This is a genomic window from Massilia paldalensis (assembly GCF_044901715.1).
Lineage (GTDB): Bacteria > Pseudomonadota > Gammaproteobacteria > Burkholderiales > Burkholderiaceae_D > Telluria > Telluria paldalensis.
Genome location: NZ_JBJCIU010000005.1, coordinates 217,965 through 234,926, shown reverse-complemented (window position 1 = coordinate 234,926; position 16,962 = coordinate 217,965). Strand labels below are relative to the sequence as shown.

Annotated in this window: 12 protein-coding genes; 7 read left to right on the top strand and 5 right to left on the bottom strand. The window is 69.0% G+C overall.

Features of this window, described 5'->3' with window-relative positions; all coding sequences use genetic code 11:
• Window position 1 precedes the first annotated feature (1 nt).
• Both ACI1V7_RS23735 and ACI1V7_RS23730 read right to left on the bottom strand, forming a co-directional pair.
• Window positions 2-1,339 carry a GH1 family beta-glucosidase gene (locus ACI1V7_RS23735; protein WP_404534397.1) on the bottom strand — a complete coding sequence of 446 codons (1,338 nt, stop codon included), beginning with the start codon at window positions 1,337-1,339 and terminating at the stop codon, window positions 2-4.
• A 120-nt stretch (window positions 1,340-1,459) separates the two neighbouring features.
• Entirely contained in the window at window positions 1,460-3,901 is a 2,442-nt protein-coding gene (locus tag ACI1V7_RS23730; RefSeq protein ID WP_404534396.1) for a TonB-dependent receptor, read from the bottom strand.
• 175 nt (window positions 3,902-4,076) lie between these two features.
• On the opposite strand from ACI1V7_RS23730, the gene ACI1V7_RS23725 reads away from it, so the two are divergent.
• Window positions 4,077-5,660 (top strand): tryptophan halogenase family protein, encoded by a 1,584-nt coding sequence (locus tag ACI1V7_RS23725; RefSeq protein ID WP_404534395.1) that lies wholly within the window; start codon window positions 4,077-4,079, stop codon window positions 5,658-5,660.
• A gap of 94 nt (window positions 5,661-5,754) precedes the next feature.
• The gene (locus ACI1V7_RS23720) at window positions 5,755-6,774 is read left to right on the top strand and encodes a LacI family DNA-binding transcriptional regulator (RefSeq protein WP_404534393.1); all 1,020 of its coding nucleotides are present in this window, start codon (window positions 5,755-5,757) and stop codon (window positions 6,772-6,774) included.
• A 110-nt stretch (window positions 6,775-6,884) separates the two neighbouring features.
• On the opposite strand, the gene ACI1V7_RS23715 is transcribed toward ACI1V7_RS23720, so the two are convergent.
• Window positions 6,885-7,769, bottom strand: coding sequence for an alpha/beta fold hydrolase (locus ACI1V7_RS23715; RefSeq protein WP_404534392.1), 885 nt, complete (start codon window positions 7,767-7,769; stop codon window positions 6,885-6,887).
• Between the two features lie 21 nt (window positions 7,770-7,790).
• Window positions 7,791-8,534 (bottom strand): SDR family oxidoreductase, encoded by a 744-nt coding sequence (locus ACI1V7_RS23710; RefSeq protein ID WP_404534391.1) that lies wholly within the window; start codon window positions 8,532-8,534, stop codon window positions 7,791-7,793.
• A 110-nt stretch (window positions 8,535-8,644) separates the two neighbouring features.
• On the opposite strand from ACI1V7_RS23710, the gene ACI1V7_RS23705 reads away from it, so the two are divergent.
• Window positions 8,645-9,571 (top strand): LysR family transcriptional regulator, encoded by a 927-nt coding sequence (locus tag ACI1V7_RS23705; RefSeq protein ID WP_404534389.1) that lies wholly within the window; start codon window positions 8,645-8,647, stop codon window positions 9,569-9,571.
• A gap of 30 nt (window positions 9,572-9,601) precedes the next feature.
• A complete protein-coding gene (locus ACI1V7_RS23700) occupies window positions 9,602-10,462 on the top strand; it encodes an oxygenase MpaB family protein (protein WP_404534387.1) in 861 nt (286 codons plus the stop codon).
• A gap of 11 nt (window positions 10,463-10,473) precedes the next feature.
• Here the strand turns inward: ACI1V7_RS23700 and ACI1V7_RS23695 are convergent, their stop codons facing one another.
• Window positions 10,474-12,771, bottom strand: coding sequence for a putative bifunctional diguanylate cyclase/phosphodiesterase (locus ACI1V7_RS23695; protein WP_404534386.1), 2,298 nt, complete (start codon window positions 12,769-12,771; stop codon window positions 10,474-10,476).
• Between the two features lie 252 nt (window positions 12,772-13,023).
• Here ACI1V7_RS23695 and ACI1V7_RS23690 point away from each other — a divergent pair, with 252 nt between their 5' ends.
• The 3 genes from ACI1V7_RS23690 to ACI1V7_RS23680 all read left to right on the top strand — a co-directional run bounded on the left by ACI1V7_RS23690 (window position 13,024) and on the right by ACI1V7_RS23680 (window position 16,844).
• Entirely contained in the window at window positions 13,024-14,730 is a 1,707-nt protein-coding gene (locus tag ACI1V7_RS23690; RefSeq protein ID WP_404534385.1) for an alkaline phosphatase family protein, read from the top strand.
• A gap of 101 nt (window positions 14,731-14,831) precedes the next feature.
• Window positions 14,832-16,286 (top strand): Ppx/GppA phosphatase family protein, encoded by a 1,455-nt coding sequence (locus ACI1V7_RS23685; RefSeq protein WP_404534384.1) that lies wholly within the window; start codon window positions 14,832-14,834, stop codon window positions 16,284-16,286.
• Between the two features lie 123 nt (window positions 16,287-16,409).
• Complete coding sequence (locus tag ACI1V7_RS23680) at window positions 16,410-16,844, top strand: response regulator (RefSeq protein WP_404534382.1); 435 nt, start codon at window positions 16,410-16,412, stop codon at window positions 16,842-16,844.
• The last annotated feature ends 118 nt before the right edge of the window (window positions 16,845-16,962 follow it).

Here is a 16,962-nt window from a genome sequence, read left to right as displayed (position 1 = left end):
GTCAGGCAGCCTGCAGCGCAGCGCGCTGGCCGGCGATGAAGTCGCGGTACCACAGGGCGCTCGCCTTGGGCGTGCGCTCCAGGGTGTCGTAGTCGACCCAGACGATGCCGAAGCGCTTGGCATAGCCGGAGTTCCATTCGAAATTGTCCATCAGGCTCCACAGGAAGTAGCCGCGCACGTCGATGCCCTTGTCCATGGCGTCCTTGAGGGCTTCCAGGTGGGTGCGTACGTACTCGATGCGCACCTGGTCGTCGACCTCGCCGTTTTCCAGGCGGTCCACGGCCGCCATGCCGTTTTCCGTAATGTACACCGGCGGCAGGTCCGGGTATTCGTCCTTCAGCTGCACCAGCAGTTCGGTCAGGCCCTGCGGGTAGATTTCCCAGCCCATGTCGGTGAAGCCCATGCCGCCTTCCGGCTTCCTGGGCGGCACCTCGGCGCTCATCACTTCGCGGCGGTAGTAGTTCACGCCCAGGAAGTCGATCGGCTGGGCGATGATGTCGAAGTCGCCTTCGTGGACGTCGGGCGCGTTGGCGCCGTGCGCCTGCAGCGACAGTTCGGGGTAGCGCTTCTTGAAGATCGGGTCCATGAACCACTCGATCGAGTTCGCCCATTCCAGCGCGGCCAGGCGCTTGTCCGCCTCGCTGTCGGTCGCCGGGTCGGCGGTCCACTGGTTGAGCACGATGCCCAGCTCCGCCTTGGTACGGGTGGCGCGCATGGCCTTCATCGCCAGGCCGTGCGACAGCAGCAGGTGGTGCGAGACCTGGATCGCCTGCTTCTTGTCGGCCACGCCCGGCGCGAACTGGCCGTTGCCGTAGCCGAGGTTGGCGGTGCACCACGGTTCGTTGTGGGTGGCGATGGTCGCCAGGCGGTCGCCGAAGCGGCGCGCCACTTCGTGCGCGTAGTCGGCGAAGCGGTGCGCCGTGTCGCGCGACATCCAGCCGCCGTCTTCCTGCAGGCCTTGCGGCAGGTCCCAGTGGTACAGGGTCAGGTGGCCCGCCATGCCCTTTTCGTCGAGCGCGTCGAGCAGGCGCTTGTAGAAATCGAAGCCGGCTTCGTTCCACGCGCCCTTGCCGGTCGGCTGCACGCGCGCCCAGGCCATCGAGAAGCGGTAGGCGTCCACGCCCAGCGACGCCATCAGGGCGACGTCGTCGCGGTAGCGGTGGTAGTGGTCACACGCGACGTCGCCGTTGCTATGGTCGATGATCTTGCCGGGCGTGTGCGAGAACGTGTCCCAGATCGACGGGCCCTTGCCGTCGGTATCGTGGGCGCCCTCGATCTGGAAGGCGCTGGTGGCGACGCCCCAGGTGAAGTCGCGGGGGAAGTGAAGGGAATCGGTCATGGTGGTCGGGGAAATGAATGGGCGCCGGCGTGGATGCCGGCAGCCTTGAAAACGATATCATACTGGACGGCGGCGGGCCAGGGTGGCGCGTTCGCGCTGCCCCGGCCCGGTTACGCCGGATCAGAAATCGACGCCGGTATTGAAGCCGTAGGTGCGCGGCGGCTGGTACTGGCCGACCCATGCGCCGAAGGCGTTGCTGGCGCTGGTCTTGATCTTCTCGTCGCTGACGTTGCGCACGAACAGGTCGAGCCACCACTTGTCGCGGGTGTAGCGCAGGCCGAGGTCGGCGCGGCCGAATTCCTTCTGGCGGTCTTCCGGACCCAGGTCGAACACCGACAGCGTGGTCTTGGTCTCGTAGTGGGCCGAGATGCGCGGCGCCAGCGTCTCGCCGTCACCCAGGCGGAACACGTGCTGGTACTGCACGTGGGCCGAGAACTTCGGCGTGTGCGGCATGGTGTGACCCGTCACGTCCAGGCAGGTGCTGATGCCCGGCACGCTGCAGGCCGGCAGCACGTAGTCGTTCGAGCCGCCGATCAGGTGGCCCAGCTTGGCGTGCGGCGTGAAGGTCAGCGCGGCCAGGATGCGGTCGTTCGGGCTCAGCTTGGCCGTGATTTCCGATTCCAGGCCGTAGATCTTGGCGCCTTCGGCGTTGTTGGTGGCCAGGCCGCGGGTGCCGTCCGGGTTGGTGACGGGGGCGCTGAACTGGAAGCCGCGGAAGCGTTCGTAGAACAGGGCGTTGTTGATCTGCAGGGCGCCGTTCAGGAAGGTGCTCTTGTTGCCGATCTCGTAGTTGGTCAGCGTCTCGTCGCCGTACGGACGGCCGCCGTCCTGCAGGCCGCCCGACTTGTAGCCGGTCGACACGCTGGCGTAGACCATGTTGCGGCGGTCGATGTCGTAGCTCAGGCGCGCCAGGCCGGTCCATTTGCTGCCCGTGTACTCGCCCGAGTTGGATGGGTTGTTCGGGGTGTAGCCCTGGCCCGGACGGGTCGGGTCGATCTGCGGCGAGACCGGCACCTGCGGCACGGTCAGGTCGTTGTTCCAGCTATAACCGTTGCCGCCTTCGTTGGTGCGCTTGTCGTGCGTGTAGCGCGCGCCGCCGGTCAGGTGCAGGCTGTCGTTGATGTTCCAGGTGGCCTGGCCGAAGGCGGCCGACGATTTCACGGTCTCTTTCGGCTGGATGAAGGAACCCTGCCAGTTCACGGTGCCCGACTGGGTGCCGTTGAAGATCGGGATGTCGAAGCGGATGCTGTTGTCTTCGGCGCCGTAGTACAGGCCCAGCTGCCAGTCGACCGTGCGCTTGCCCAGCGACTGCAGTTCCACCTCGTGGCTGTAGTTCTTGTAGTGCGACTGGACGGTGTTGTTGGCCTGGTAGGTGGCGCCCGTCGAGAAGCTGGTCGGGATCGCCACGCCGCCGTCCTGGTCATAGGTCGAGCTGCCGTCGAACTTGGACCAGCCGGCGATGTAGGTCAGGCCCACGTCCGGGGTCAGCTCGTATTCCAGGCGCGAGCGGACCGAGTCGGTGTCGCGCTTGAGCGTCGGCGCCACGTCGGCCAGCGTGGACCAGAAGTCCTGGCCGGCGCGCGGGTTCTGCATCAGGTTGATCGGCAGCGTGCCGCGGTCGGCGAAGCGCTCGTAGGCGACATTCCAATGCAGCTTGTCGGTCGGCTGCCACAGGAAGGACAGGCGCACGGCCGTCTGGTCCTGGGAATTGTACTTGTCGCCGCCGTTGACGAACTGGCCCGGATTGATCGGCTGGAACTTGGCCGGATCGCCGCCGCTGGCGGCCCAGGCCGCGCGCTGGCTGTCGAGGGGGATGTTCGGCAGGCGCTGGTAATCGACGTAGCCGTCGTGCTGCTCGTGGACGAAGGCGACGCGCATCGCCGCCTTCTCGCCCAGCGGGATGTTGACGGCGCCGCGCGCGCCGTAGCGCTTGTAGTCGCCCAGGCCGATCTCGGCGCTGCCGCTGCGGTTGCCCAGCACCGGCTTGGCGGTCTGCATGTTGACGGCGCCGACGGTCGAGTTGCGGCCCCACAGCGTGCCCTGCGGGCCGCGCAGCACCTCGATGGTGTCGAGGTCGAACAGCAGGCTGGTGGCGCCTTCCGGACGCGGCGAGTAGACGCCGTCGACGAACACGGCGACCTCGGGGTCGGCGTATTCGGTCTTGGCGCTGTCGTTGCCGATGCCGCGCATGGTGAACGTGGTGACGCCGTGATCGCCCTGGCCGGTGGCCTGGAAGCCCGGCACCAGGCTGACCACGTCGAGCAGGGTCTGCACGTGGTTGTCTTCGAGCGTCTGCGCGTTCAGCGCGGTGACGGCGATCGGGGTCTTCTGCAGCGAGGTGGAACGCTTGGTCGCGGTCACGATGACTTCGGCCACCTTGCCGTTGTCGGCGATCTGGGCGGTCGGCGCGGTCTGCGCCGCCGGTGCGCCCGAACCGGCCGGCACGGCCGGGTCGGTCGCCTGCGCTTGGGCGTTCATGGCGGCGAGGCCGGTGCACAGGGAGAGGATGGCGAACTGGATCGGCGTGACGATGCGCCGGCCGTGGGGTACGGTCTTGGTCATTACTGCAGTCTCCAAATAATGATGCCGCGTCGGGTGCGCGGCGATGGCTTGGCGATTATTTTTATTGAAAACGATTTCAGTAGAAGTGAAATCGATTTCATCGTACACTCTGCAGAATTCGGATGTCAAACATAATTTTTCAAAAGAACACGTCCGGCAGGACGAAGGAGACGACATGCAAGCGGACAAAACGGCCGCACGAGGCGGCGTACTGATCGTCGGCGGCGGCACCGCCGGCTGGCTCACCGCCTGCTTCCTGGCGAAGCAATTGGGCGCGGGCCGCCCCGACGGCGTGCCCGTCACGCTCGTGGAATCGCCCGAGTTCGGCATCATCGGCGTGGGCGAGGGCACCTTTCCCTCGATCCGCGGCACGCTCGCCGCGATCGGCATCGACGAGGCCCGCTTCATCCGGTCCTGCAACGCCACCTTCAAGCAAGGCATCTCGTTCCGCCACTGGGTGCGCGCCCCCGGCCAGGCGGGGCCCGCCAGCTACTTCCACCCGTTCAGCCAGCCCAGCCAGCGCCAGGGCGGCTTCGAGCTGCTGCCATACTGGCTCGCCGGCGACGCCGGCGATGCCGGTTTCGCCGCAGCCGTCACCATGCAGCAGCGCGTGGCCGATGCGGCCCACGGCCCGAAGCGCGTGCACGACCCCGATTTCCTCGGCCCGCTGAACTATGCCTACCACTTCGACGCGGCGCGCTTCGCCGCCCTGCTGGCCGAACACGGCCGCTCGCTGGGCGTGCGCCACGTGCTGGGCAACGTCGAACGCGTCGAGCTGGACGGTCAAGGCATGATCGGCGCCGTGCACACGGCGGAGCAGGGCGCGCTGCGCGCGGGCCTGTACGTCGATTGCACGGGCTTTCGCGCGCGCCTGATCGGCGACGCGCTGGGCGCGCCGTTCAAGCGCGTGGACGACGTGCTGTTCGTGGACCGCGCCGTCACGCTGCAGGTGCCGTACGCCACGCCGGACGCCCCGATCCCCTCGTACACGATCTCGACGGCCCACGAAGCGGGATGGACCTGGGACATCGGCCTGCAGGGGCGGCGCGGCATCGGCTACGTGTATTCGAGCCGTTATACGGACGACGCGCGCGCCGAGCAGGTCCTGCGCGATTACATCGGCGCCGGCGCCGACGGGCTGGAAGCGCGCCGCCTCGCGCTGCAGGTCGGCTACCGCGAGACGCAGTGGGTGGGCAACTGCGTGGCCGTGGGCCTGTCCGGCGGCTTCCTGGAACCGCTCGAGTCGTCGGGCATCGGCCTGATCGAGGCGGCCGCCTACCTGATCGGCTTCCTGTTCCCGCACGGCGGCGAATTCGCGCCGGCGGCGCGCCAGTTCAATGCGCAGATGCGTGAGCGCTACGAGCGCATCGTCGACTTCATCAAGCTGCACTACTGCCTGACGCAGCGCACGGACAGCCGCTTCTGGAGCGACAACGCCGACCCGGCCTCGATCCCGGCCTCGCTACGCGACCGCCTCGAGCAATGGCAGACCAGGCCGCCGCACCGCCTCGATTTCGTCACCGACCTGGAGATGTATCCGCCGTCGAGCTGGCAGTACGTGCTGTACGGGATGGAGTACGCAACCCGTCTGCATCCGTCGGCCCTCGATCCGGCGCGCCGCGCGGCCGCGCGCCAGGAATTCGCCACCATCGCCCAGGTGGCCGGCAAGGCGCTGGCGGACCTGCCGCCGCATCGGGCGCTGGTCGACCATTTCTGTAACAGGGCCGCGCATTCAGGAAATCCGCGCCACGTTGCATGAAACTATTTCTGAAATCGGTTTCGCCACTGCTATACTCGTTCTGACTGGCGTGGAACATCCGTCTCCACGCCAACCACGAGACGAAGAAAGCACCATGAAAAAAGAGCCCAGCAGCAGCGCAATGGTCACCGTGCACGAGGTGGCGCGCGTGGCCGGCGTTTCCGCCGCCACCGTGTCGCGCTTCCTGAACGGCACGGCGCGCGTGTCCGAGGACAAGCGCCAGGCCATCGAGAGCGTCATCAGCAAGTTGAACTACAAGCCGAACGTGCTCGCGCAGAACCTCAAGACGGGCAGCTCGCGCACGGTCGGCGTGCTGACCCAGTCGCTGGTGTCCGGCTACTTCGCCGACGCGCTGGCCGGCGTCGACGAGGCATTGCAGGGCACCGGCTACGCGCCGCTGATCGTGTCCGGCCACTGGCACGCGGACGAGGAGGCCGAGCGCATCGAGCTGCTGATCGCCCGCCGCGTCGACGGCCTCGTGATCCTGAGCGGCAAGCTGAAAGACGCGCAGATCCTGAAACTGTCGCAGCGTGTGCCCATCGTCGCCTTCGGCCGCGAGCTGCAGGGGCCGCGCGCCTACGGCTTCTGCCTCGACAACTACTGGGGCGCGTGCGAGGCGGTCGAGCACCTGATTGTCCAGGGCCACCGCAACATCGCCTTCATCGGGGGCCCGTCCGATCACACGGACGCGCTGGCGCGCCTGGCCGGCTACCGCGACACGCTGGCCAAGCACCGCATCAAGGAAAAGCAGCAGCTGATCGTGGCCGGCGACTTCCAGGAATCGAGCGGCCTGCTGGCCGTGGAGCGGCTGCTGGAGTCGGGCCAGCGCTTTTCCGCGATCTTCTGCGCCAACGACCTGACGGCCTATGGCGCGCGCCTCGCGCTGTACCGGCGCGGCATCCGCGTGCCAGAGGACATCTCGCTGATCGGCTTCGACGACCTGCACAGCTCCATGTACACGACGCCGCCCCTGACCACCGTGCGCCAGCCGCTGTTCGACGTCGGCAAGAGCCTGGGCCGCGCCATCATCAAGATGATCGGCAACGAAGCGCACGATGTCGACGTGCCCCAGCTGAACCTGGTGGTACGCGAATCCGTCCGCCGCGTCGGCTGACAAAAAACGAACCGGGGTCAGAGCCGGGTCAGAGCCCGGTTTTGGGCAATTTCCAAAAATCGGGCTCTGACCCCGGCTCTGACCCCGGTTTGAGGGAGGACATTCGTCGGTTATTTGGTGCTTGTCCTGATGAACGTCGCGATGTAGCCGGCTGCCGTTTCCGGGTACTGGTGCTGCGGGCCGTGGCCGGCTTGCGGGAAGGTCACCAGTTGCAGCGTGGGCAGCACCCCGTTCAGCGCATGCCAGTTCTCCACCGGGAACGCGATGTCGTGGTCGGCGCCGATGTGCAGGATGGGCAGGGTCGTGTGCTTCAGTGCTTCCAGGATCTGCGGCGCCGGGAAGGCGGGGAAGCGCGGCGTCGGGCCCAGGATGGCGGCGGCCCAGGCGGCGTCGATCTCGGGGCTGCGGCCCTCACGGCGCTCCCAGGTGCGCGCGTAGGAGGCGGCGGCTGCCGCGCGGCTCGCCGCGGACTTCGGCTCGAAGAACAGGATGGTGTCCTTGTCGACGCTGCTGCCGGGGATGGCGGCGGTCTCGTTGAACAGGGCCTCGCCCGGCTTGACGGCGACGTCCGGCGCGGCGGTGGCGATCAGGACGGCGTGGGACAGACGCTGCGGCTGGGTCGCCGCCACGATCTGCGCCACCATGCCGCCCAGCGACCAGCCCGCGATGACGGCGTCGCGCAGGTCCAGCGCTTCCATCAGGCCCACCGCATCGCGCGCCAGCAGCGCCGGGTTCATCTGGCGTTCGCCGCTGGACAGGCCCCAGCCCGCGTAGTCGAAGGTGATCACGCGCAGGCCGTGGCCCGCGAGCGCGTCGAGGAAGGCGGGGTCCCACAGGTCGAGGTTGCCGCGAAAACGTACGCACAGCAGGATCGGCTTGGCCGTGGGGTCGCCGATCGAGCGGTAGGCCAGGCGGCGGTCGCCGAGGTCGGCGTACTGGTTGGGCGCGTTGAGTGCGCTGTTGGTCTCACTGTGCGTGGCGGTATTCGTGTTCACTGCATCCTCTTTTCGATTGGTTCAGGCGGCAAAGCCTCCGTCCGCCAGCAGGTCGGCACCGGTGACGAAGCTCGACTCCGGCCCGGCCAGCCAGGCGACCAGCGCCGCGATTTCCTCCGGCCGGCCGTGGCGCGGCAGCGCCATGAAGGCGTGCAGCGAGCGGCCGAAGTCGGTGCCTTCCGGGTTCATGTCCGTGTCGACGGGGCCCGGCAAGACGTTGTTGACAGTAATACCACGCGGCCCCAGATCGCGCGCCATCCCTTTGGCGAGTCCCGTCAGCGCGGACTTGCTCATCGCGTAGAACGCGGCGCCGCCGAACGGCACGCGCACGGCGTTGGTGCTGCCGACGTTGACGATGCGTCCGCCATCCGGGAGATGGGGCAGGGCCGCTTTCGCGGTGGCGAACACGGCGCGCAGGTTGACGGCCACCGTGCGGTCGAAGTCGGCGAGGGAGAAATCGTCCAGCGTCCCCGGCAGGAAGATGCCGGCATTGTTGACGACGATGTCGATGCGGCCGAAGCGTGCGGCCGCCGTATCGACGGCGGCGGCGACCGCGGATGCATCGGTGGCATCGGCCTGCAGCGCGAGGGCGCGTCCGCCCGCGGCGGCGATTTCGGCGGCCAGCGCGTCGGCGGTGGCGCTGCTGCTCTGGTAGGTGAAGGCGACGGTGGCGCCGTCGGCGGCGAGGCGGCGCACGATGGCGGCGCCGATGCCGCGCGCTGCGCCGGTGACGAAGGCGACTTTGTCGTTGAGAGGCTGGTTCATGATGGGCTCCTTGGTATCGAGAGGGAATGCATGCAGTATCATTCCAACCGCCGGTTGAAACTAGCCGGCTGGATAGCACATCAATTTCAACTCCCGGTAACAGGTCCACCATGGCGACGGATGCCTTCACCCACCTCGACAGCTTCATCGCCAGCGCCGAAGAAGGCGGTTTTTCCGCCGCGGCGCGCCGGCTGGGACTGACGCCGGCCGGCGTCAGCAAGAACGTTGCCCGGCTCGAGGCCAGCCTCGGCGTGCGCCTGTTCCAGCGCAGCACGCGCCAGTTGCGCCTGACGGAAGAAGGCGCCCAGTTCCTGGCCGCCGTCGGCGAGCCCTGGCACCGCATCGAGGATGCGATGACGGTGCTGCGCGAGGGCGCCGGCCACCCGTCCGGCCAGCTGCGGGTGGCGCTGGCGCCGGCCGTGGGGAGGATGCACATCGTGCCGCTGCTGGACGCCTTCCACGCCGCCTACCCGGACGTGCTGCCCGACCTGCATTTCGAGAACCGCCAGGTCGACCTGATCGCCGAGGGCTTCGACGTCGCCATCGGCGGCGGCGTCGAGCTCACGCAGGGCCTGGTCGCGCGCGAACTGGCCAGGGTGCGGGTGATCGCCGTCGCCGCGCCGTCCTACCTGGCGCGCCGCGGCACGCCAGGCAGGCCGGAAGAGCTGGCGGCGCACGACGGCATCGGCCGCCGCGCGATCCGCAGCGGCCGCCTGCAGAGCTGGACGCTGCGCACCGACGACGGCCGCGAAGCCGCCGCCGAGCTGCGTCCGGTGGCCGTGCTGGACGACCCCGAGGCGATGGCCAGCGCGGCGGCGACGGGACTCGGCCTGACGCTGCTGCCCATGCCGCACGCGGGGCCGCGCCTGGCCAGCGGCGAACTGGTGCGCATCCTGCCGGAGTGGTATGCGGACACGGGACCGCTGTTCATCTATTATTCGAGCCGCAGGCTGCTGCCGGCCAGGACGCGCGTGTTCGTGGACTTCGTCGTCGAGCGCTTCCGCACGCTGGGCTTGGCCAGCGCCTTCACCGTCTGAGCGACACGGACAGTACCGCCAGGAGACCGCATGCTCGACACGCTACGAGAGTTGCTGCGCCCGCCGCCCGGGATGGCGTTCGACTTCAGCCAGCCGGCGGGCGAGCCGGCGCTGGCGCCGGCCGGCGGCGTGTCGTGGCGCGTGTTCGCCAATCCGGTGGTGCTGTTCGTCGGCGGCGTGGCGGCGGTGCTGCTGGAACTGGCCGAGCCGTCGGTGCGCTCGGGCGTGTGGGACCACAGCGGCTTCCGGCGCGATCCGGCGCTGCGCCTGCGCCGCACCGGCTTCGCGGCAATGATGACGGTCTACGGACCCCGCGCCGCCACCGAGGCGCTGATCGCCCGCGTCGTGCGCATGCACGACCGCGTGCAGGGCAGCACGCCGGACGGCGTCGCCTACCGCGCCAACGACCCGCGCTTGCTCGATTGGGTGCAGGCCACCGCCACGTTCGGGTTTTCCCAGGCCTACCATGCCTACGTGCGGCCCTTGTCGGCGGCCGAGCGGGATGCCGCCTTCGCCGAGGGACAGGCGGCCGCGCGCCTGTACGGCGCGACAGGCGCGCCCCGCTCGCGGGCGGAGTGGCAAGCGCTGCTGGCGGCGACGGCCCCGGGCCTGGAGGGCTCGGCGATCCTGGACGAGTTCATGCGCATCATGGCCGCGGCGCCGCTGCTGCCGCGGCCCATGCGCTGGCTGCAGCGGCTGCTGGTGCGCGCCGCCGTCGACATCGTGCCGGAACCCGTGCGTTCGCTGCCGCAACTGCGCGGCCGCGGCCTGAGGCGGGGGGAGGCGCCACTGGTGCGGGCGCTGGCGCGCTGCGCCGGCCTGCTGCCGCTGGGCGACACGCCGCCGATGCAGGCCGCGCGGCGGCTGGGCCGGACCGGCCCCGGACGCTGAAGCGCGGCCGCCTAGGCGCCGCGCAGCCGCTCGACCAGTTGGCCAAGCGGCATCGGTCGGTGGTACAGGTAACCCTGCATGCAGGGGTTGCCGTGCGCGGCCAGGTAGCGCGCCTGCGCCTCCGTCTCGATGCCTTCCGCGACGACGCGCAGGCCGAGGTGGCCGGCCATCGCCAGGATGGCCTGCACGATCGCCGTGCTGCTCGGGTCGTTCGGCGTGTCGTGCATGAAGCTCCGGTCGATCTTCAGCTCGTACAGCGGCATTCTCTTCAGGTAGGCCAGGTTGGAGTAGCCGGTGCCGAAGTCGTCGACCGAGAAGCGGATGCCGAGGGCGGCCAGTTCGTGCATGCGCGTGATGGTCTGGCCGATGTCCTCGATCAGCAGTCCCTCCGTCACTTCGAAGATCAGCTGGCTGGGCGGCGCTCCCGTTTCGGCCAGGATGGCGCGCACCTGCTGCACGAAGTCGGGCTGGCGGAACTGCAGGGGGCTGACGTTGACGGACAGGGGCAGCGGATGTCCGGCCCGTTCCAACGCCAGCCAGGTGGCGCAGGCCTGGCGCAGCGCCCAGTTGCCCAGCGCGACGATCAGGCCGCTGGATTCCGCCACGGGAATGAACACGTCGGGCCGCACCATCGTGCCGTCGGCGCGCTGCCAGCGCATCAGTAGCTCGGCCCCGACAGGGGTGCCGCCCCGGTCGACCTGCAGCTGCAGGTGCATCGCCAGTTCGCCGTTGTCCTGCGCCCGCGCCAGGTCGTGCTCCAGCGTCAGCCGGTGCTGGGCCTGCGCCAGCATGGCGCCTTCGAACAGCACGACACCGTTGCGGCCGCCGGCCTTGGCGTGGTACATCGCGGTGTCCGCTTCGCGCAGCAGGTCGTGCGCCGTCGTCGCCGATTCCGCGCCGGCGCGCGGGGCGAGCGCGACGCCGATGCTGGCGGCGATCTGGTAGGGCTGGCCGTCCAGGTCCAGCGGCGCGGCCAGCGCCGCGCGCACCTGGTCGGCCACGTCCAGCGCGGTGCGCGCGGCGGGTTGCGGTGCCGCGGCCAGACCCGCGAGCAGGACCACGAATTCGTCGCCGCCGATCCTGGCCACCGTGTCGCCCGGGCGCACCGCGCCCGCCAGCCGTGCGGCCGCGTGGCGCAGCAGGGCGTCGCCGGTGGCGTGGCCGCGCGCGTCGTTGACGTTCTTGAAGTTGTCCAGGTCCAGGTACAGCACGGCGGCGAGTTCTCCGCCGGTGCCTGCCGCTGCGAGGATCGCGTCCAGGCGTTCCATCAGCAGGCGCCGGTTCGGCAGGCCAGTCAGCACGTCGTAGAAGGCCAGCCGGTGGATGGCGTCGGCGGCGGCGCGGCGCTCGGTGACATCACGCCCGACGACGACCCAGTGGCTGGGGCGCGCCCCGGAGCGCGCGAACGGCAGCATCTGGAGCTCGACCCAGTACGCTTCGCCGCCGCGCGTGTAGCTCATCAGCTCGGTATTGCAGGGCTGGTCCGTGCGCATCGCGTCGACGAGGCGGGCGATGACGGCCGGATCGGTGCCCGGCCCCTGCAGTACCCGCAGGCTGTGGCCGACGATGTCCTCGCGCGCATAGCCGGTGCGGCGCACGAAGGCATCATTGACGAAGGTGATGGGCTGGGCGGCGTCCTCGTCGTCGACGGCCCGGGCGATCAGCACCATGTCGTTCAGGCGCGCGACGGCGGCGGAAGTCAGTTCCAGCTCGCTGTTCAAGTCGTGCAGCACCGCCTGGTTGTTTTCGAGGGTGGCGGCGGCCGTGCGCGCCTGGGCGAGCGACAGCGACAGGCCCTTGAGCAGGGTGCTGCAGGTGAGGGTCAGCATCGCCCCCACGGTGGCATAGTTGAGGGCCGCGACGAGCGAGGGCTTGAACGGGTCGCTGCCCCAGCCGGGCACGCTCAGGCTGATGTGTCCTGACGCGCCTAGTGCGACGAGGGTGACGGCGCCCAGCGCGATGGACAGCATCGCAGGGCGCAGGCCCAGCAGGATCGCGGCCACGAGCGGCGGCCCCAGCAAGTAGCTGAGGCTGGCCGCGCCCACCGTCAGCATCAGCGCGACGGACAGTCCGTAGACGACGGCCAGGAAATGCAGCACGCGCGTCGCGTACGACAGTCCCTTGTGGCGCCAGACCGCGACCAGCCAGGCCAGCGCAACCGCGTCCGCGAGCGCCACCTGCCACATGCCGTGCTGCACGAGGAAGGGGGCCATGGCGACGATCGAGAGGGCGCCGACCACCAGGACGACGGACAGCAGGGAAGAAAAGGTCCGTTCGCGCCAGCCGTCGATATCGGTGACATGGAGCATGGAGGGGCTGGGGGATGACACCGGGTGCGTCTCGGCCGGAATATTGATAAGCGGTCAGCATAAATTGCGAACGTGCAACTGTCACGCACTTTTCGCGATTTGTTTCGATTTCGTCACTTTTGCGGAGCCGCCACCCTTTTTCGGACCCGTTACCCATCTGCGGAGCCGTCACCTTGTCATGCTGCTGACACGCGCGGCCGCTACAATGTCGGGTCCCACCCATCCACCATGCCACGGAGTTCGACCACCGCCATGCCCACCGCCTTCCGCCCACGCCGCCTCACGATGTCCACGCTGTCCATCCTGCTGCTCGCCGGCGCCGCCTCGTTCGCGCCGTTGGCGGGCGCCGCCGCTCCCGCCGCCGCCAAGCCCGCCGGCGCCGCCACGGCCGCGGCGGCGAAGCCGAAGCTCGTGGTGGTGATGGTGATCGACGGCCTGCCGTCCGAACAGGTGCAGCGCTACCGCGACCAGTTCGGCCCGGGCGGCCTGCGCCGCCTGCTGGAGCAGGGCGCGAGCTTCAGCAACGCGCACCAGGCGCACGGCGTGACCGTCACGGCGATCGGCCACACGGCCGTGCTGTCCGGCGCCTATCCGTACCGCCACGGCATCATCGGCAACAACTGGCTCGACGCCGACGGCAACTCCGTCTACTGCACGGAGGACAAGCGCTTCACCTATATCGGGGAAGAGACGGATGCGCACGACGGCACCTCGCCCGCCAACCTGCGCGTCGACACGCTGGGCGACCAGCTGCGCTACGCGACGGGCAACCGCAGCAAGGTGCTCACCGTGTCCGGCAAGGACCGCGGCGCGATCCTGTTGGCCGGCAAGACCGGTACCGCCTACATGTTCATGGACAAGACCGGCGATTTCGCCAGCAGCACCTACTACATGCAGCAGCACCCGGCCTGGGTCGAGCGCTTCCAGGCGGGCAAGCCGCAGGACCGCTACTACGCCAAGTCGTGGAAGCCGCTGCTGGCGGAAGCCGCGTATGCCGACGACGCGCCGTATCCGGAAGCGACCACCAAGAGCCCGAACCGCTTCCCGTTCACCTTCTACAGCGAGAGCGGCAAGCCGGACGCCGACTACTACGGCCGCCTGAAGACGAGCCCCGCCGTCGACGAGCTGACGCTGGACTTCGCCCAGGCCGCCGTCGAAGGCGAACAGCTGGGCAGCAACCCGAGCGGCGCCACCGACATCCTCGGCATCAGCCTGTCCGGCCATGACTACGTGAACCATGCCTACGGCCCGGAAAGCCGCATGTCGCACGACCACCTGCAGCAGATCGACCGCCGTATCGCGACGTTCTTCGACTTCCTCGACCGCCGCATCGGCATGGACAACGTGCTGGTCGTGCTGACGGCCGACCACGGATTCTCGAACACGCCCGAGTTCTCGCAGTCGCGCCATATCGACGCGCAGCGCATCGATCCCAAGCCCTTGCTGGAGGGGCTGGACAAGGCGCTGGCCACGCGCTTCGGCGCCGCGGGCCTGGTCAGGAAGTCGATGCTGCCCGAGGTCTACCTCGACTACGCCGCCATCGACAAGCGCGGCCTGGCGCGCGCCGACGTCGAAAACGCGGCGGCCCGCCACCTGCTGGCCCAGCCCCACATCGCCCAGGTATTCACGCGCACCCAGCTCGAGCAGGGCGTGGCCGCGACGTCGCGCCTGGGCCTCCTGATGCAGCGCGCCTGGAACCGCCAGATGTCCGGCGACCTGATGGTGGTGCCGAGCGCCTATTCCTTCTTCGGCAGCGGCACGTCGGGCACGACGCACGGCACCCCGTACAACTACGACAGCTCGGTGCCCCTGCTCATCATGGGCAAGCGCTGGATCCGCCCGGGCGACGTGGGCCAGTACACGGAGGTCGTGGACATCGCGCCGACGCTCGCCCACATCCTGCGCGTGCGCGCGCCGGCGGCCGCCGAAGGCCGCGTGCTCGTGGAAGCGTTGCGCTGACGCCGCGGCGGGATGCGCCCCGCGCGCCGCATCCCGCTATACTCCGGACTGTGCGCACACCAGGCGCACCAAGCGCACCTTTCACTTCCGGTAAGAGCCCCATGTACGCAGCAGTCGACCTCGGTTCCAACAGTTTCCGTCTCCACATCGGCGAACCGATCGCCGGCCAGATCCACCTCGTGCGCACGGCGCGCGACCCGATCCGGCTGGCCGCCGGCCTCGGACCGGGCAACGTGCTGGGGACGGACGCCCAGGCCACGGCGCAGAAAACGCTGCGCGACTTCGGCGCCATCCTGCGCCAGTACCGACTGGACGCCGTGCGCGTGGTGGCCACCAACACGCTGCGCGTGGCCACCAACGCGGAGCAGGTGCTGCCACGGCTGGAGGAGGCGATCGGCTACCCGATCGAGATCATCTCCGGCGAAGAGGAAGGGCGACTGATCTACATGGGCGTGGCGCGCGCGCTGGGCGCGAAACCCGAACAGCGCCTCGTGATCGACATCGGCGGCGGCTCGACGGAACTGATCGCGGGCCTGGGCGACGAGATCCGGATGGTGGAGTCGTTCAGCATCGGCACCCATCCGCAGAGCGCCGCCTATTTCGAGGGTGGCCACATCAGCGCCGATGCCTTCCATTCGGCGGTGAACGCGGCGCGCGCCCGCTTCGAGGACCTGGCCGGGCAGTTCCGCGAACATGGCTGGGAGGCCGTGTACGGCTCGTCCGGCACGATCCGCGCGATCAACGAAGTCATCGCCAGGAACGGCCTGGGGGACGGCACCATGTCCTTCGCCAGTCTGCTGGCGCTGCGCGACAAGCTGATCGAGCTGGGTCACGTGGATGCGTTCGACCTGCCGGGCGTGAAGCGCGAGCGCGTGATCGTCATGGTGGGCGGCCTGTCCATCCTGATCGGCGTGATGCAGGAACTGGGAGTCAAGACGATGACAGCGATTAATGCCGGCCTGCGCCTCGGGGTGCTGTCCGACCTCGAGCTGCGCGCCAATCGGCAGGACCGGCGCGACCTGGCGATCCAGGATTGCATGCGCCGCTTCGGCGTGGATGCCGGGCGGGCCGCGCGCACCGCCAACATCGCGCGCAAGCTGTTCGACAAGCTCGCGCCGCAGGACGAAGCGGTGGTCCACCACCTGTTGCGCGGCACCATGCTGCACGAGGTGGGCCTGGCCGTTTCGCACACGGGGGCGCACAAGCATGCCGCGTACATCGTCGAGCATGCCGACCTGCCGGGTTTCACGGCGCGCGAGCAGCGCCTGATGAGCATGATCGTGCTGGGCCAGAAGGGCAACCTGCGCAAGGTGCGCGAGGTGCTGGCGTCGCCCGACCTGGCCAAGGCCGTGCTGGCGCTGCGCCTGGCCGCCGTCTTCATGCACGCGCGCGTGGACGCCGACGTCGACACGCTCAAGCTGCGCATGAAGGGCAGGATCGACGTGGAGACGCCGCGCGGCTGGCTGGGCCAGCATCCGACGGTGGCATCGTGGTTCGAGAAGGAAGCGGCGGCATGGGGCGACGTCGGCATCCCGTTCCAGGTCACCCAGGGCTGACGATGGCTTTTTAAGAAGGTTTTTTTGCAATCCGGCGCGTGCGCGGCGGCGCGGATGTGTTAAATTTGCCGGATTAATTCAACACACTTTTCCGGCACCCAAGCCACGTGCCGGCAGCCCGCCATGCCGCATATCCTTCTGGTCGACGACGAAGAAGCAGTCCGTTACGTGTTCGAACGCTATCTCAGCATCCTCGGTTATCGCATCACGACGGCGCGCGACGGTGCCGAAGCGCTCGGCCTGCACCAGGCCGATCCCGCCGATTTGATCATTACCGATTTCCGCATGCCCTATATGGACGGCGGCGAACTCCTGGCGCGCCTGCGCCGCATCGATCCGCAGCTGCCGGCGATCCTCATTTCCGCCAACCCCGTCGACGCAGGTCCGCTGCTGGACGACGTGCGCTTCTTCGCCAAGCCCGTTTCGATGCCGCAGCTGTCCGAGGCCGTGGCGGCCATGATCGGCCGCGGCCGCCCGGCGCCCGGAGAGGGCTTCGGCGAGCGCGGCAACCCCGTCTGCGAGCCGAACGACCTGCGCAGCCGCCAGTGTGCTGCATGAAAACCTCGCCCCGGCGCAGGCCGGGGCCCAGGTCCGTCGCGCAGCCGCAGCGCTTGCAGATTGGACCCCGGCCCGCGCCGGGGCGACGTGATGAAGCTGACGGAACGCCGGGCCGATG

What these genes read in the sequence shown, in the direction of transcription:
- ACI1V7_RS23735 (WP_404534397.1), bottom strand. Translation starts at nt 1,339, where the DNA reads ATGACCGATTCCCTTCACTTCCCCCGCGACTTCACCTGGGGCGTCGCC.
- ACI1V7_RS23730 (WP_404534396.1), bottom strand. Translation starts at nt 3,901, where the DNA reads ATGACCAAGACCGTACCCCACGGCCGGCGCATCGTCACGCCGATCCAG.
- ACI1V7_RS23725 (WP_404534395.1), top strand. Translation starts at nt 4,077, where the DNA reads ATGCAAGCGGACAAAACGGCCGCACGAGGCGGCGTACTGATCGTCGGC.
- ACI1V7_RS23720 (WP_404534393.1), top strand. Translation starts at nt 5,755, where the DNA reads ATGAAAAAAGAGCCCAGCAGCAGCGCAATGGTCACCGTGCACGAGGTG.
- ACI1V7_RS23710 (WP_404534391.1), bottom strand. Translation starts at nt 8,534, where the DNA reads ATGAACCAGCCTCTCAACGACAAAGTCGCCTTCGTCACCGGCGCAGCG.
- ACI1V7_RS23705 (WP_404534389.1), top strand. Translation starts at nt 8,645, where the DNA reads ATGGCGACGGATGCCTTCACCCACCTCGACAGCTTCATCGCCAGCGCC.
- ACI1V7_RS23700 (WP_404534387.1), top strand. Translation starts at nt 9,602, where the DNA reads ATGCTCGACACGCTACGAGAGTTGCTGCGCCCGCCGCCCGGGATGGCG.
- ACI1V7_RS23695 (WP_404534386.1), bottom strand. Translation starts at nt 12,771, where the DNA reads ATGCTCCATGTCACCGATATCGACGGCTGGCGCGAACGGACCTTTTCT.
- ACI1V7_RS23690 (WP_404534385.1), top strand. Translation starts at nt 13,024, where the DNA reads ATGCCCACCGCCTTCCGCCCACGCCGCCTCACGATGTCCACGCTGTCC.
- ACI1V7_RS23685 (WP_404534384.1), top strand. Translation starts at nt 14,832, where the DNA reads ATGTACGCAGCAGTCGACCTCGGTTCCAACAGTTTCCGTCTCCACATC.
- ACI1V7_RS23680 (WP_404534382.1), top strand. Translation starts at nt 16,410, where the DNA reads ATGCCGCATATCCTTCTGGTCGACGACGAAGAAGCAGTCCGTTACGTG.